The organism is Hyphomonas oceanitis SCH89 (assembly GCF_000685295.1).
Lineage (GTDB): Bacteria > Pseudomonadota > Alphaproteobacteria > Caulobacterales > Hyphomonadaceae > Hyphomonas > Hyphomonas oceanitis.
Genome location: NZ_ARYL01000020.1, coordinates 47,259 through 63,681, shown reverse-complemented (window position 1 = coordinate 63,681; position 16,423 = coordinate 47,259). Strand labels below are relative to the sequence as shown.

13 protein-coding genes are annotated in these 16,423 nt (G+C 57.0%); 7 read left to right on the top strand and 6 right to left on the bottom strand.

Annotated elements, in window-relative coordinates; genetic code table 11:
- The first annotated feature begins 91 nt into the window (after positions 1 to 91).
- From HOC_RS13290 to HOC_RS13280, 3 genes are read left to right on the top strand one after another with little or no spacing between them, the layout of a single operon-like run.
- A complete protein-coding gene (locus HOC_RS13290) occupies positions 92 to 1,405 on the top strand; it encodes a carboxylate--amine ligase (RefSeq protein ID WP_035539407.1) in 1,314 nt (437 codons plus the stop codon).
- A 5-nt stretch (positions 1,406 to 1,410) separates the two neighbouring features.
- Positions 1,411 to 2,121, top strand: coding sequence for a gamma-glutamyl-gamma-aminobutyrate hydrolase family protein (locus HOC_RS22410; protein WP_051624871.1), 711 nt, complete (start codon positions 1,411 to 1,413; stop codon positions 2,119 to 2,121).
- A gap of 37 nt (positions 2,122 to 2,158) precedes the next feature.
- On the top strand, positions 2,159 to 3,169 hold the full coding sequence (locus HOC_RS13280) for an NAD(P)H-dependent glycerol-3-phosphate dehydrogenase (protein ID WP_035539405.1): 1,011 nt from the start codon (positions 2,159 to 2,161) through the stop codon (positions 3,167 to 3,169).
- Between the two features lie 152 nt (positions 3,170 to 3,321).
- Here the strand turns inward: HOC_RS13280 and HOC_RS13275 are convergent, their stop codons facing one another.
- The 4 genes from HOC_RS13275 to HOC_RS21315 form a co-directional block, all read right to left on the bottom strand.
- Positions 3,322 to 3,714, bottom strand: coding sequence for a helix-turn-helix domain-containing protein (locus HOC_RS13275; RefSeq protein ID WP_051624870.1), 393 nt, complete (start codon positions 3,712 to 3,714; stop codon positions 3,322 to 3,324).
- Between the two features lie 157 nt (positions 3,715 to 3,871).
- Positions 3,872 to 4,900 (bottom strand): phytanoyl-CoA dioxygenase family protein, encoded by a 1,029-nt coding sequence (locus HOC_RS13270; RefSeq protein WP_035539402.1) that lies wholly within the window; start codon positions 4,898 to 4,900, stop codon positions 3,872 to 3,874.
- Positions 4,897 to 5,547, bottom strand: coding sequence for an acyl-homoserine-lactone synthase (locus tag HOC_RS21320; protein ID WP_162174854.1), 651 nt, complete (start codon positions 5,545 to 5,547; stop codon positions 4,897 to 4,899). The genes HOC_RS13270 and HOC_RS21320 overlap by 4 nt, the downstream gene beginning before the upstream one ends.
- A 75-nt stretch (positions 5,548 to 5,622) precedes the next feature.
- On the bottom strand, positions 5,623 to 6,351 hold the full coding sequence (locus tag HOC_RS21315) for a helix-turn-helix transcriptional regulator (protein WP_162174853.1): 729 nt from the start codon (positions 6,349 to 6,351) through the stop codon (positions 5,623 to 5,625).
- A gap of 169 nt (positions 6,352 to 6,520) precedes the next feature.
- Between HOC_RS21315 and HOC_RS13255 the strand changes: the two genes are divergently transcribed.
- The 4 genes from HOC_RS13255 (at position 6,521) to HOC_RS13245 (ending at position 10,903) form a co-directional block, all read left to right on the top strand.
- Positions 6,521 to 7,876 (top strand): tetratricopeptide repeat protein, encoded by a 1,356-nt coding sequence (locus tag HOC_RS13255; protein WP_035539400.1) that lies wholly within the window; start codon positions 6,521 to 6,523, stop codon positions 7,874 to 7,876.
- A gap of 198 nt (positions 7,877 to 8,074) precedes the next feature.
- Positions 8,075 to 8,203: a hypothetical protein gene (locus tag HOC_RS22840; protein WP_277813050.1), complete on the top strand. Its 129-nt coding sequence runs from the start codon at positions 8,075 to 8,077 to the stop codon at positions 8,201 to 8,203.
- A 154-nt stretch (positions 8,204 to 8,357) separates the two neighbouring features.
- Positions 8,358 to 9,053 (top strand): lasso peptide biosynthesis B2 protein, encoded by a 696-nt coding sequence (locus HOC_RS13250; protein ID WP_035539398.1) that lies wholly within the window; start codon positions 8,358 to 8,360, stop codon positions 9,051 to 9,053.
- 11 nt (positions 9,054 to 9,064) lie between these two features.
- Positions 9,065 to 10,903 carry an asparagine synthase-related protein gene (locus HOC_RS13245; protein ID WP_035539396.1) on the top strand — a complete coding sequence of 613 codons (1,839 nt, stop codon included), beginning with the start codon at positions 9,065 to 9,067 and terminating at the stop codon, positions 10,901 to 10,903.
- On the opposite strand, the gene HOC_RS13240 is transcribed toward HOC_RS13245, so the two are convergent.
- Positions 10,887 to 13,484, bottom strand: a complete 2,598-nt coding sequence (locus HOC_RS13240; protein WP_156950489.1) for an alpha/beta hydrolase family protein — start codon at positions 13,482 to 13,484, stop codon at positions 10,887 to 10,889. The two genes, HOC_RS13245 and HOC_RS13240, sit on opposite strands and share 17 nt — an antisense overlap.
- Positions 13,485 to 13,487: 3 nt before the next feature.
- Entirely contained in the window at positions 13,488 to 16,259 is a 2,772-nt protein-coding gene (locus HOC_RS13235; protein ID WP_035539392.1) for a TonB-dependent receptor plug domain-containing protein, read from the bottom strand.
- Positions 16,260 to 16,423 lie beyond the last annotated feature (164 nt).

The following is a 16,423-nucleotide window of genomic DNA, read 5'->3' as shown; positions in this document are numbered from 1 at the left end:
CTTCCGTGCATTTTTGGTCATCCGTCACCTGACAGGAACGAAGTCTGTCCGGAGGCGTTCAAGCAAGTCGAGAAGGTTTGGGGGAGATTCCATGACTGAGTTCAAAGGGCGCGCGATCGTCACGTATGGCCGCAGCCTTATGGCTGTTGTGATCGCACATTCGCTTTCAAAACAGGGCATTGAGGTCATTACCTGTGACAGCGTCGGTATGACGGCGGCCTCGTTCTCCCGCTTCACCGAAGGCAATTTCGTGCATGCCGATCAGGCCGACGATCCCCGTCGCTACCTTGCCGACATGGTGGCCCATGTCCGTGAGCTGAAGCCCGATGACGACCGCCCCTATATCCTCATCCCGACATTCCGGGACGGCAAATTTCTCTCCGAACACCGCGCAAAATTCGAGGGCCTGATCACGCTCGCCGCCGCCGACTTCACGTCCATCGACCAGGTCGACCCCAAGCAGCATCTCGTTGAAACACTGAAGCCGCTCGACATCGCCGCCCCGAAAACCTTCACTCCCACCAATGCTGAAGAAGTGAAAGCCGCCGTCGCAGAACTCACCATGCCCGCGCTTATCAAGGCAGTCGATGAAGTCGGCGGCCGCGGCATCGAGTTCTTCCAGGACAAGGACAAGCTCCTCAAACGCGCCATCGAACGCGTCGCCAAGGAGAACCCGCCGCCCCTGCTGCAGCAAGCAGCGACCGGCGAGGACTACTGCCTCGGCGTGCTGTACGAGAACGGCGAACTGCGCGCACACATGGCCTATCACAACCTGCAGAACATGCCGTCCGAAGGCGGCGCAGGCGCCATGCGCGAAACCATCGACGACGCCCCCTTTATCCGTGCGGCCAACACATTGATGAAAGCTGTCGGCTGGAACGGCATCGCCGAAATCGACTTCATGTGGAGCGGTAATCCTGACGACGAACCTGTTATCATCGAAGTCAATCCGCGCTTCTGGGCAGGCCTCTTCCAGAGTGTCGAATCCGGCGTCGACTTCCCATGGCTGCTCTATCACCTCTTCGCCTATGGCACCGTCCCGGAAGCGTCCGAAGCCGTGGTCGGCACCAAGACACGGATTCCCGTCGCCTGGGCTGCTGGCGCCATCAAGCAGGCCTTGTCGGCAGAGGTAGACACAGAAGGCGCGAAACAATCTGTTCGCCAGATGATCGACCATGTCGAAAAAGGCGAACTCAAGAGCGCGTTTGCCTCCCTGAAGACAGCATTCGGCAAAGCCACAAATCTCGACGAGGCCATCGCCCTGCTTCGGGTACAGTCGCGCAATGCAAAGAATGCCAAATCCGAACTGATGCTTTCGGAAGACCCGATGACCTCGCTCGGCATCTTCTTCATCCTCAGTTCCCTCGCCCGGCACGGCAAGCTGCCACCGGAAGTGACGGACTAAACGGCATGGCAGACAAGCCCATCATCGGCATCACCAAGCCTGAAGGCGGCGACAATCTCGCTTACGCCGCCATTGCGCTGGCTGTGCTGATGGCGGGCGGCAGGCCCGAAACGCTGACGACAGGCATGTCATGGCGCGAGGCGCCGATCGACGCCCTAATCATCGGTGGTGGGTCGGATGTCTTCCCGGCGCACTATGATCAGGAAGCCATCGAAGACGCCCATTACGACCGCAGCCGCGACGAAATGGAAATGTACTGGGCCCGCACCGCGCGAAACACCGACCTGCCGACACTCGCCATATGCCGCGGCGCGCAGGTCATGAACGTAGCCGGCGGCGGCAGTCTGCATCAGGAACTTGAAGGCGTGTTCGAAGACGTGGATTATCCCTCCACCCTTCCCGGCCATATCCTCTACCGCAAGACAATCGAGACGACCGACGGCAGCCTCATCCGCGATATTCTCGGCAAGGCCAGTGTCAGGGTCAATTCAATCCACAAGCAGGCCATCGCAAAGATCGGCAAGAACCTCGTGATCACCGCGCAAGAGGCCAATGGCGTCGTTCAGGCCATCGAAGACCCCAGCAAGACCTTCTATCTCGGCGTCCAGTTCCATCCGGAATTCATGACCTATCGCGGCAGGTTCCGCCGGATCTTCGAACGCCTCGTCGCAGCAGCCTATGAAGCCCGTACAACCAGCGCGCAGCCGCAGTCTTGAGCTTGCCCCTGCCCCCAACTTCGATAAATCTCCGCCCATGACTCAAGCTCTCAAGACATTCGGTGTAATCGGCGGCGGCGCATGGGGCACGGCGATCGCGCAGATGCTCTGCCGCGACGGGCAGGACGTGACCCTTTGGTGCCTCGAGGCGGAAGTCGCTGACGCGATCAACAGTGCGCACGAGAACACGGTTTTCCTGCCCGGCGTACCGCTGAAACCTGCCCTGCGCGCAACAACGTCGCTGGCTGACCTCTATAATCTGGACGCTCTCTTCGCCGTCGCCCCGGCGCAGCATACGCGCAGCACGCTTGCCGCCCTGAAGGGCCACATCGCGTCCGGAACACCCGTCGTCCTCTGTTCGAAAGGCATCGAGCTATCCACGGGAAAGTTCATGACCGAAGTGCTCGCTGACGCATTGCCGGAAGCCAGCCCCGCCGTCATGTCCGGCCCCAGTTTCGCCATCGACGTTGCCAAGGGCCTGCCAACCGCCGTGACGCTCGCCGTGGAAGATGAGTCCATCGGCAGCGAACTCATTCAGGCCATCTCGACCCCGACCTTCCGGCCCTACCTTGCCAGCGACCTGCTCGGCGCCGAAATTGGCGGCGCAGTAAAGAACGTGCTCGCCATTGCCTGCGGTATTGCTCTCGGGAAGGGCCTAGGACGGTCCGCCCATGCTGCTCTCATCGCCCGCGGCAGCGCCGAGATGACCCGGCTCGCCCTCGCGATGGGCGCTGACCGCGAAACCATGTCCGGCCTCTCGGGCCTTGGCGATCTCGTGCTGACCTGCAGTTCCGAAACCAGCCGCAACATGAGCTGCGGCCTGGCCCTTGGGCGGGGCGAAAGCCTCGACAGCATATTGGGCGCGCGCAATGCAGTCACCGAAGGCGTCGCTACAGCGCCGGTCTTGCGCCGGCTTGCCAGCGAGCATGATGTCGACATGCCGATCTGCGCTTCCGTGGCAGCGATCATAACGGGCGAGATCAGCGTGGATGATGCAATCATGACCTTGCTCATGCGCCCCAATAAGGCAGAGGGCGTTGAGGCGTGACCTGCATGTCCGAATTGGCTCCCGGCCGGGAACGCGGACCAGACCGCTGCTCTGACTGGCCTCTTTAATACGATTTCGGTCATGCCAGGTCGGGACACGGCCGATCGCAAAGTAAGACGATAAAAGTTCCCGGTTCAAATATCTCTGTCCACCTACAGACTGCCATTCTCGTCTATGGCTTTCAGTACACGCGCCATGAGATCCAGCGTTTTCCGGGAGCGCGTCCGTTCAATGACCCGGCGACAGACGACCTTCAGTCTGTCGCTCTCCGATTCCGATGTTTTTTTTGTCGTGCCGCCAGCGTCGAACAGCTCACTGATGGGTACACCAAGGCGCTCCGACATCGCCATAAGGGTTCCGGCGCTGAGCCGGTTGCTGCCGGTCTCATATTTCTGGAGCTGCTGATGACTGATTCCCAGCTGTTCGCTCAATTCCATGAGGGTCAGGCCAAGGGCGTTTCTGATCCTGCGGACATTGTGCCCGACCTGGCGATCGACTTCTGTCGCTGTACGGGCTGCATTGGCGCCTGGTCGCGGTTTCTTCAACCGAATCTCCCTCCCTGCGGCTTCTTTATTCTGTCCGCTACAATAGACGGCTCATGAGCTGGCGTCGAGCGTCCAGCACCGCATCGGGCGCCCTGTCGATCCGACGGGCGATGCCGGCCATGATTCTCCTGCTCAGAAGAACATACTGCCGCCTGTGTCAGGCCGTCGACGCCTGGGACCCCTTCTGTAGACAGATCTGCGCGTCAAAAGCATCCGCCATGCGGAATCCCGGCCAAGGCCTTGGCCAGACGACAGGGTAGTCAGCCGAAAAGAGCCGGTCACCATTCTTCAGGTCATGAGCGACGCCAACCTGGCTGATCGCACCCGGCCGGTCGAAATACCGAACTTTATCACCGCAATACCGAAAGGACATTGCGCGCCGCCACCGATCAGACGGATTGCCCCCCGCACCATGCACGGTGCGCACATGGTGGATAATCACATCGCCCGGCATGACATCAAAGCTGATCACGTCGTAGCGTTCCTGAGCTGCTTCGATGTCGGGACACCGGCTGTCAGCAGAAGTGGCGATCGGAGTCTGTGAAACAAAGACATTGGGCGCAAAGATTTCATCCCATCGGTGGGACCCTCGGACATATTGCGTAACACCATTGGCAAGGTCAGCTGGATCGAGCGGCATCCAGACGACGACGCACTGGTCCCCCTCGATCTGAAAGTAGGAAAGGTCCTGATGAAACGCTGTTCTTTGCCGCGTTTGCGGAGCCTTAACGAAGGTCGTATCCTCCCAGAAATTGAGATAGCGAGCCTCAAGCAGTTGGCTTACGATCTGTGGTAGTGCCGAATCAAAGGCGACCTGCCTGACACCTCTGTCGTGACGCCAGGCCGCAACGTCGTAGAAGAAGAGGCCGGTCTGTCCTGTGCCGACCGTCTCCTGCAGGGGACGGGAGAAAGGATCTGCGCGGATCATGTCCTTGAGCCGCTCCATATCGAACCGGTCTGCAGAACCGGTCTCGACCATACTGTCCCCACCCCAAACCTGATGCGCGATTGCCTCGAAATCGTAACCCGTGGAAGAGGATCCGAGGCTGGCTATTTGGCGGTCAACAGCCGCGCGCAAAAGATCAACCTCGTTTGCTGACAGCGCATTGCGCAGGCAAAGAACGCCATCCTCGGCAAAGGCATGACGATCTGCGACAGTCAGACAAACCGCATTGCGGCCCGTCATACGACTTGCGCCTGGCTTAGGGCTGGCCTAGCGCCCATATACTGGGCGACGATCGCGTCGGCGTTTCTGTAGCGATCCAGTTGGCGATCAAATGTCGCCTCATCCATGCGGGAAACAGCCGGGATCCAGGCCCAACCGTCCCCTTCGCGCTTCGGCAAGCCAAGCGGCTCGGTATCCCAAACCTTCTGCACCAAATTGAAAAACTTCTGATGTGTGAGCCAGCTTAACCGCGAAACCTTGTTATCGAGGCTCCAGGCCGTCAGGCCGAGGCCGAGACGACACCGAACTCTGAAATCGTCAACGGCATCCTCCATCAAAGCACGGTCTGTGACAAAGCGCGAACATTCCCAGACGTCCCTGCCCACTGGATAGGGCTGGAGATCGCAATAATCGGCAAAGAGTTCGCTCATCATATGCGGGTGGATGGTTGGATTGAGCCGCGACGAGCCGACCACATCGCCGGCCCTGCTTCGTACGATGACATAGACGGTGTCATCGGTGTCGAACTGATCCTTGTCATAGCCCTTCGCGATGTCGGGAATATCCCATCCCCACTCGCCGACGACGATACGGTAACGCATCTCATGCATGGCATCGATGAGGGCACTGTTCTGGGCCCGGTTGTCAGGCGTGATGATTTTGAACACGGCTTCTTCTCCTTGTGTGGCAGAAGGATCATGTTCCAGGGACGTCATCTGGTAATGTCCCCTTTCGGGGACTTGTCAGGGAAATATCTGATGACGCGCAATCGCGCTCGCGACCAGATGGGTCCGATTGACGGCGTCCAGCTTGTTGCTCGCCCGGCGCAGGGTCTTCTTGACCGTGTCCTCTTGAATGCCAAGTATGTGAGCGATCTCCCAGTTGGATTTGCCCGAGGCGGCAAATGTCACGCATTCAGCTTCACGTCCGGTAAGCTCGGCCACCTTCTGATAGGGAAATGGACCATGCATACTCTCGAGATGATAATAGGCGGCCTGGCAAACGATCTCCAATTCTCTGATCTGGATCGGTGACAGGTCGGTTTTGAGGGGGCCTCCAAGTGATACGCCACCCGACACGCTGTCGAGCGCATGCATGGGAAACATCATGCCATGTGTCAGACCAAACCCATGGACGAGGTCGACAATCCTGCGGCCAGAGCGCGTGGCATGAGCACGCGCTTCAGCCCAGGTGAATGGCCGTTTGGACCGTATGGCGCAGATCGCCACCGGGTCATGCAGGATAGCCGCCTGCTTCTTTCGGGCAGCCTTGAGTTCCTCCGGCCAGTTGGAAAGATAGAGAATATCCTTCAGCGGCACGCTGTAGGGATTGACGAGATGGCCCAGGAAAATCTTTTCAAATCCGTAGGCTTCGATGAAGCCGGCCAAAGCGATCAGTGCGGCGCTATCGCTATGTGTTGCGAGAATGAGCCTGATGGCTTCGAGAACTGCGCTACCGTCATAGTTTCGCATGGGTGTCATCCCGGTTTCAAAAAGTCTTCGAACGCTCCCCGCCGCCCGGTCCACAAGGCCGGCGGCAAGGCCACTTTAGCCAAATACCAATCTTCACGTTGTATTATATTCCCACTTAAGGTTTAACATTACGATTTTCAACTGCTCGATTTCTCATTTGGAGGCCAAGGTGGCGACAGATGCTCAGGCAGACCAACCGGCGCGGGGTGAGCGCCGCTGGCAGGACGCGCTTCGCTCCGGGCTGCGTTGCCTCGCGGCGGGCCTTCCGGACGAAGCGATTAGCGTGCTGGACGAAGCAAGTTCTCTATGGCCGGACCATCTCCCCATTCTCCAGTCTCTGGCTGCCGCTCACCTGCGTGCGGGACACGCCTCTGACGCGCTAACCGTGTTCGCGAATATCCTTGCGACCAATCCCCGCGATGCACAGGCTTTGCACGGAAAGGGGCTTGCCCTGCATCTGCTTGAAGACCGTGAGAATGCCCTGAACGCTTTTCGCTATGCGGTCACGGCCCAGCCTCATGCATGGCGATCGCTGCAATCGATCGCAGATATCACGCCTCGCGAGGAAGAGCGCCTAGACGCCATCGCCCGAGCGGCCAGACTACTTTGTCACCTCTGCGAAGACCCGGCCGTCCAGCCCATCCTATTTGTCAGATGCATGAATGCGCTTCTCGATGCAGGACGTGACGAGAATGCGGTCGGCTTTGTCAGGCAGAATTTTGCACGGTTTGAGGATCAATCGACCGCTTATGCCTGCCTCGCGCGGGCCTGCTATGAGACAGGGGACTATCGGGCTGCCCTGGAACATAGACAAAACTCGCTTGTCTTTAGCGCGCCCGGTGCGGCGAAGATTTCGCCAAGACCTCAATTCAAGCCAGATGCGGCAATAGCCGCCCTGTTGAAAGTCTTCGCCATATTTCAGGCAAGTGGCGTCACGCCGTTTCTGGCCGCAGGAACGCTGCTCGGCTTTCACCGCAATGGCGGTCCGCTTGTTTATGACCGGGATGTGGATATTGGCGTGCTTTCCAGCCCCGGCACAGCGCCAGACATATACCGTATCCTCCGCGAGGATCCCGGGCTCATGCTAGCCCGCCGCGCCCGGCCAAATGACCAGTACTTCGCTCTTAATGTTGACGGGACCGGCGTCGATGTTTTCATCTACGAGCAGCGCGAAGATAAGCTGCATTGCGGCCTCGGATCCTTGCCGGGTGATATCGCATGGCGTTTCAGCGCATTCGGGTTGAAGAAAGCCGTCTATGGCGGCAGGACATGGACCGTGCCTGACAATCCGGATCGCTACCTTGCTGAAACTTACGGGCCAGGTTGGCGAACGCCCGACAGAGCGTTTGCCTCAGTGCTGAGTTCTCCGGCTCTTTTTTCAACAGATCCCTACGCTCGTGCCTATTATGCGTTGATCCGTGCCGAGACATCGCGTCGAATCGGTGATGTGGAAAAGGCGCGACGCCTGTTGCAGCAATCGCCGTTGCCGGTTCTTCTTCCCCAGATCAACGAAGACACGGCTTAGTATCGCCTCGGGGCGGAGCCTGCCCGCACTTCAGATGCGACTGCACAAAACCTTCGTGAAGCCAACCATGCCCGAGCAAAAACTGCTTGTATTTCTTTCTGGATTTTAATTTTGTCGATTATTGACTCTACTTTAGATAGGATCATTATTCTACCTGTCGTCAATCTCGGCGACGATTATGCGAATAGGAGAATCGGTATGTATACGAATTCAGATGACCATCAGGAAGAATTCCTTGATTTGATCGAACTTGGCTCAGTCTCCGAAGAGACCCGTGGGCAACCCAACGGGCTCATTGAGTTCTTCGGCCAGAGCTCACGCGACTAGATAGCCGCAATCCCACTTTGACTGGGAACGGCATCCAATCGGCCGGAGCTTCTTTCGGGCAACCCAGATGCTCCGGCCAACCACTAATTGTCGCAATTTTCGACTGCATATAGCAGTCCAGGATCAAGTACGGGCCGGCCATCGCCGTGAAAGTATGACACATTTTTTTGCTCTTTCTCCGGATGTTTATGCTTGTCAGTTTGAGGCCGCGATCATCCTTCTTGATGTCAATGCGGACCGTTACTTCAGGCTAACATCCGAACAGACTGACTGGTTGCATGAGATATGCGCAGCATCCGCTCCCGCTCAATTAAGCGACGGTGCACGTCGCTTTGCCAACCGTCTTGTAGATCGAGCTGTGATAGCGCCAGCTGCGCACGACCAATCGACGACGACTCTTTTGCCGATCACAGAAGCGCGGGATAGTATTCTGGATCTCTACTCTGAAGAGCCTTTTCACACTGCGTTTAGCCACCTGGTTCCCCTAGCTTATGCTCTCATTTCCTGCTGGACGCTTGAGCGAACAGGCTCGTTCGCGCGCGTTGTGCGGGCAGTTCGGAAATGGAAGAAGAACGCGTTACGCCGACCGCACCCACCGAGCGCTCAGGTTCATACGCTGGTAGCTGACTTCCATGCCTTGTCACCATTTCTGCTAACAACAGACGACGCGTGCCGCTTTCGCAGCCTCGTCCTGATAAAGTTTCTCGCCTTGTTCAATATTCCCACAGATTGGGTATTCGGCGTTCGCCTATCCCCCTTTGGCGCGCACTGTTGGGTAGAACAGGACGGTCTGATTTTGAATGACCACGCCGACAACACCAAAGAGTACCGCCGAATAATGACCGTTTAGGAGGCTGTGTCATGCTATCATTCTTCGCAATGATTTGGGACCAGCATGAAGTGCCGGCCTGCTCAGCGGCCGACGGAATTCACAATGATATAAGCTCCAATTTTCGCCCTGAAGCTCCGTCTGTTCGCCATCCCGGATTTGCGATCTATGACTTGAGTGGCGCTGGCAGCCGAAACAATCTTCTTCCGCTTCAGGGAATTGATCCAAACTGCAACGGCGCCGTGTTCGGTCGACTGTATCAAAAAGGAAGAAGCAGTGACGCGCTCTCGCGTTTGCCGCCAGACGAGCAAGGGATACTTTATCGCACGACGGGCCAAGCGCTGATTGATAGGTATTGGGGCAACTATGTTGCTTTTCTGGCCTCGGCCGACGCTTCCACTGTGATTCTCGATCCAACCGCGTCCATTCCCTGCTACTTCGCCAACCAAAACGGTGTGACGCTGGTATTTTCCCACCTGGAGAATTGCACGTTTCTGGACCTGACCAACTTTTCCATCAATGAAGAACACGTTCGTACGCTACTCTCATATGATAAGATCATAAACGGCTCTACGGGATTGAAAGAGGTATCAGAGCTCCTCGGCGGCGAGCAGCTGACGATCAGTAAAAGCGGTTCATTTCGAACCCGTTTATGGGATCCTCGCGCGATTGCTCGGGATGTTTACGAACCGCATCGAGACACAGCAGCCGAGGAACTGAGGGCCACGGTCCAATACGTTGTCGAAGCCTCCGCCAGGGATCGATCCGATATTGTTGTCAGTCTCTCCGGAGGCTTAGATTCGACAATTGTTCTCCATTGCCTTTGCGCCGCCCGCCCCAGAGGACAGGTTCGCGCGGTACATTACATAATGGATTCTGATGATGCTTCTGAGGCGCATTATGCTCGCTTGGCGGCAGAGGCAAGCGGATGCGAGCTGATAGAAATCCTAGCCGAACCTCAGTCCGGTCTCGATTCACTCGGTCGGCATCCGGCTAGCGTGCGTCCTCATCGCCAGTTCCTTTCGCCAGATCCGGCCGGGCTCCTTCCGGAATCGTTTCGAACACCTGGAACGACCCTGATGACGGGACAGGGTGGAGACCATCTGTTCCTGGCGTCCCGAAGTCCGCTCAGCTTTGCAGATCATGTCCGCAATCACGGCATATGTCTGGAGACGGCCCAGGGCCTGGTTGACGCCGCCAGACTCTCAGGCAAGTCAATTTGGCAGGTTCTCCGGAAGACCTTGCCACCGCTAGTCGGATGCCGTGGAACCAGCGCGATGGAAGCAGCCATCGCCGGACGCTGGACACACATCAATCGCCACGTTCAGGCCAATCTGGATCGTCAGAGTGTGCTCCCCGACTGGATACGTGTGTCGGGCGGATTGCCACCAGCAAAATTTGATCAGGTCAGCACGCTCTTACATATGTTTCAAATGCGGGAGCCATACTTCAAACCCGGTGCAGTCCAGACCACTCATCCCCTCATAGCCCAGCCCCTTATCGATTTATGCCTTCGCCTGCCCTGCTACCTGCTCACGTCTGACGCGACGAGCCGCGGCCTTGCCAGGCGCGCCTTCAAAGGCTCCATCCCTGACGAGATCCGTCATCGGATGAACAAAGGACATGCATCCCGATACTTTACAGATCGAGTAACGGCCTACCGCCGCGAAATCGTCGAGGCGCTCACGTACGGCGAGCTGGCGGGGAGGGGGTTGATCGAGCCGCGAGATGTCGCATCGTTTTTTTCCGGCGATGACTATCGTATGGCGAGCTCTGGCAGCCTGTTGCTGGCTTACTATTCCATCGAATCCTGGCTTCAGACCTGGAAAGCTATTCGTGTGGGTCGGCATGGAATCAATCGTCGCTCCTAATACCCGGTGCAACTCCATACTCATTGAGAAATGTCAGCATACGTTTCCACATGTCCCGAATATTCGCAGGTGACGATGGACCATGGCCCTCGCCCCAGTAGCGTATATAGCGCACATCCTTTCCTTCCCGCTTGAGCGCACCAAACATCTCGTCAAATTGCGCCATATCGAAACTGTCCAGGTCCGAATGCATCAGGAGAACAGGCATGTCGATCTGGTTTGCTAAGAACACAGGGCTATTACGGTAGTATATGCCGGGATCAACAAATGGCGTGTGGCCAATTCCAAAGTCGCTGCCTCGCACGGAGTCGTAGCCCGTATATGCGCCGAATTCGTCATATAGAAGTCCATAAATGCCGACGGCGCCAAAGTAGTGACTGAAAAGGTCTGCCCAGCTATTTTTCGCGATCACTGCACGATACCGAGATGTGTGGGCCGCGACATAAAGTGCCGAGATTCCGCCCTGACTAAAGCCGTGCAATGCGATCCGATACGGATCCACCTGACCCGTATCAATAAGTGCATCGACGCCAGCGTCTATGAGCGTTGGCATGCCCGCAATCGGCCCCTCGACCGTGCGGATGAAGTCGCTTGGCGTTGCGACTCTGGCATAAGCGTATCCTTTTCCTGCCCATAGGTAGGGCGAGTGGGGATCGGGATAGTCGAACGCAGGGACCATAGCTGAGCAGCGGCCTGCGACACCCGGATAGATATCCACAATAAGTGGGAACCGATCGCCGGGTTCGGCATCCGGAGGCAAAAGGAGACATGTCTCCAACGTCCTGTCTGGCAAAAGGCCCTCCGGATCCGTTGCAACATACTGAACACTGCTCCACTTTCCGAAATCAATATCTTGAAGGTGAGTGTTGAGATTAGCGATTTGCGTGGTCGCCCCCTTGGATTTTGTGCCGGTCGCAAAGACACGTGTGACAGAACCTGTTTGGGATCGAAACACCACCTTCTCCGCAGGGATGGAGGCTGCGATCGGAAGCGCGTCGGCGTCTGGTGCGTCAATAATCGTACTCTGACCAAGTTGTTTGGCGCGTAGGTCCACAAGGGCGATCTGCGCCTTTCCTCCCAGCTGAAACGTAAACATTGCTTCGTCGACAAAATCCGGGCGAACCAAGCTTGCGCGGGTGGAAAACGTCCCATGCGGCAGATAGCGGAACTTGTCTGCCCTGCCCGGCATTAGTCGGTCCCGGATCCCGTATCGATCAAGCCGATATATCCCCTCACTGCCCCACACAGTGAGCTCGTTCGGGCCAGCATGGACAGGAATTGGCGATGTGGCTCCGACTTTCGCAGTCAGATTGACATGGCGGCCTTGTGGCGACACCGCATACCAGTCTGCTCTTGGAGGAGCTTCCGGCCGCAAGTCCTGATAGGAAAACCGCGGCGTCGGATCCTCGCCTTTTGGTATCTTACGCGCGAAAATCGCCAGCCTATCGTCAAGAAAAGACACGCGTTCTGGTCTCTGAATGCCCCCTCTTTCGCGCTCGGACACGAGGTCGAGACCATCATGGTCATAACGGGTGACTTGCCCGGTCGATGTGTCGATCACGACAAATCTCCCATCCCGAGGATATCCACCGCGCTCCCAGGCAAAGGCTGCCAAGCGCCGTCCGGCTGGATCCCAGCTGATCGTATAGGGCATAAATTCTAAGCTCCCCGCCAACACGCGGGACGCATTTTTTTCCAGGTCAAACAGCGTAAGCGTAAAATGACGTGGGTCGTTCTCGACAAGCACCTCGGGGTCAACCTGATCCGGAGGTGAAACAGCTAATGCTGCCAACTGAGAATGGTCTGGCGAAACGCGAATATCTGCATAAAGCCCCTCTGCAAGGATCTCGGTTCTGCCAGAAAGCGCATTAGCACGCACAAGTTGGCCTGCCGCATGGCTGTCAGCCGCCCCGGGAGGCCTTGATCGCACTTCATCCGCCGTCGATGTGGTACCTGTCCATGCGTCCTGCCAAGCCTCGCTTAGTCGCTTGCCGGTTAAAGCACGCACGCTGGTTGTGGCGGGTTGGTCACCTTGAGGTAGCGCAGAAAAGACAAGGTCAGTTTCTGAAATCCAGACGGGGTTGAAATCGCCCGTTCTGCTGAATGCAGGTGTGTGGGCAAAGGACACGCTGCGCTCGCGTACCATGTCATATGCGCTGATAGTGAGATCCCCGAACCGATACTGCATAAGGCTAAGAAAGCGACCTGATGGGGAAAACCCGTCAAGCCACGCATGCGGAACGGGATCGAGCCCCGGCAACAAAACCGGGGGAGCGCCAGACGCCAGGTCATAGCGCCATAACTGGTGACCGGATTTGCCGAATGCATAGGTTCGAAAACTATAATCGGGAATTTCGTCATAGGGCCGCAGCTGCTCATAAATGAGCCAACGGCCTGTCGGGTCAATTGTGGCCGTCCCTAAGCCTTCAACTTTCAGCATGTCATCCAGGGAAAGAGACCTGGAGTCAGCCATAGCCGCAGCAAAAAGCTGCGTCAAAAGCAGGACAGCAGCGAGTATCGCATTTCTAAGGATGGGAAACGCGTAGCGGTGCGCGGTAGACACATTACCTGTCGTTGCCACTGTCTAAAACGCCTTCCGAATTTCAATGGCGACGAAGCGACCAAGTGGGGATGCATTCGCCGGGTCGAACCCAGCAATGCGACTGGTGCCAACCGAAGGCGTATGAGGTGGTGATTGATCGAGCAGGTTCGTCACGGAGAGGTTGAACGTGGTCCCGTCGAGCCAAGGGTTCTGGCGCTGACCTAACGCATAGCTCAAGGACGTATCGATCGTTGTCCACGCAGCGATCGGCGCAGCAGTGTCGGTCTCATCAGTCTTGTAGCTATCAGCATAGTTGACGAACACGTTGCCGGCTAAGCCCCCTACCGATACGCTAACATGGGCTCGGAGCTGAAGATCGACTGGGTTCAGATATGTATCGAGAACTACTACCTCGGGCGTTGTCGGAGACGCCTGCTGGGTGAAGTCGAGTATATGATTGGCATTGATCCCCGCCGATATATTTCCCCAGTCGGTTTCTGTTGCATAATCGACTTGAATATCGACTCCACTTGTCCGGGTGGAAGCAAGGTTTCGGACGACTGCGCTGTTATTGATGATACCGACATTGTCCAGGCTATTGCCCCCGCCCAAGAAGATCACTGGCTGGCTCAGCGAAGCCTCAAGGGCATCAAGTTCGGCTGCGCTCGGAAAGAAAATGATGGTGCCATTCGGAAAGGCATCCGGATCATTGAAGGCAATACTGGGGGCCAGTACGGCGGGCAGGTTCTGGGGTATCGGCGTTGACCCGAGACGGCCCTCGAAGGCGATGTCATAGTAATTGGTTCGAACTGACCAGTCGTGACGACCCGTGTGGCGGGTAAAATCAATACCCGCCGTATACGTCCGAGACGTCTCTGGCTCGAGATCAGCAACCGTTCCGGACGTCTGAAGATAATCCACGCCTTCCAGTGAAGGATCCGGCGCAGGGATACCGCCTAGCAGTCCCAGAATATACGAATATGGAACCACCGCCGCGACTCTGTTGAGGTCACCTGTACGTCCAAGCGGAGGCGGCGCAAAGGACTCACTATAACTGCCACGCGCAATCAACCCGCTAATCGGCGACCATAAAGCCCCGATTTTCGGGTTCACTGTGGAGCCAAAATCGCTGTAATCGTCAAGTCGACCCGACACGTTCAGTTCAAGCCGCTGAATACCCGGGACAGCGTTCCCAGATCCAAAAAAAGGGACAAGCAATTCACCATAGACAGCGCTTACATCACGCTCGCCATCGCGCTCGGCGCCTTCGCCTCGCTGCTCATTGACGAATGTTTCACGGCGTACATGGACGCCCAATGCGCTCTTTACGGTCCCTCCACCAATGCGCCACAAATCACCATTCAGCCTGAGATCAGCCGAATAGAGATCAGAATGCGTGACCTTGACGCTAGGTTCGAAAGGTTCTGGTAAAAGGGTCTGCGCCGTCTCGATATTGTGGATATTGCTATAGGTTGAATCGAGCGTCACTGCCCAGCGAGGCGAGATTGTATATGTTGCGCTGGCACTGAACGACTGCAATTCTGACGAGGCTTCGAAACCCAGAACCGAGCTTGTATTGCTCGCATAGACAGAGAGACTGTCGGCCTCGCGCTTCGAATAAAGTCCCGACACTGAAACATCCAGATCGGCATTGACCGACTGCCTGAGCGAAAGAAGTCCGCTTTGGCGTGTCTGTTGCGGCAAAAGATCGAAGAGCCCGACATTCGAAATCGGCGCTCCGTCCGTCTGAGTCGGGACCGGGATATCCGGACGGTCAGCCAGCGAGAGATTGTCACGATCAAAATACTCGTACGTTGCGATCACGTTACCGCTTTGCCAGGCCGTACCCAGTGTCTGGCTGAGCCGGTATTCCTCGAGATTGCCCTGCGTCACAGCCCCATAACGCACGGCCGTTTCGGCGCCCTCGAAATCATCCCGCAAGATAAAGTTCATGACGCCCGCAACCGCGTCACCGCCATAAATGGACGACGCACCATCGGTCATAACGTCCACGCGCTCGAGTGCCGAGATTGGGATCAGAGAGAGATCCACAAAGTCGCCAATTTCTGAAGTTGGCGCGAGCCGATTACCATTAAGCAATGTCAATGTGCCGCCGGACCCGAGCCCCCTCAGATTGGCGCCAGATCCGAAAATATTGTTGAACTGTGAATTACTGTCGCCTGGCAGTCCAGATGGTGCGAGCTCAGTCGACCCACCGCCAAAATTCTGCGGCAGCGTCCTGATGAACTGCTCAGTCGTTGTCACGCCTGAACCGAGTATATCATCGCGGGAGTAAATCTGGAGCGGCGAACTTTCAGGCGTGATGCCGCGCAAGCTGGTGCCCGTCACAATAATTTTGTCCACCATCAAAGGCTCAGGACTTGAGGCATCTGCCTCAGCATCAGAAGCGACCGCGGGCGTGTCGGAGACGCGTCGAGGCAAATCCGGGTCTTTCAATGTCTCTTTTTTTTGATTGCTCCGATGCCGAACAATAAAGGTGTTGCCCTGCCCTCGCACGGCTTCGAGATCCGTCCCGTTCAGAAGCGCCTCAAGCGCCGCGGCAGCCGTATAAGTGCCGTCCAGGCGCACACCGGCACGACCCGAGACAGAGGTTTCGGAGAAGAGGATCTGGGCGCCTGACTGTTTGCCGAAGGCATGAAGCGACGCTCCGAGTGTGTCTTCATCGATCATGAGGTGGACTGACTCGCTCGCATTGAATGGGTCGGCCCAAGCACGTCCCTCGGGGGAACCTGCAGCCAGCGCAACCGCTGCAATGCTGACAAAATATCGCTTGAATGATGATGCTGTGATCATGGTCCCCTCCGGATTTGCTTGACCCCGGCCAGGCATTCCATCCCGGCAGTCAACACCCTCAACGAGGCGAGCCCGAAGAAGCGGCAGGAAAATATTTGGATTGTGAACGGATGTCCTCTGCCCGGAACGGCGCTTTTCAGCCCGCCTCTCCAGAACTACCGATT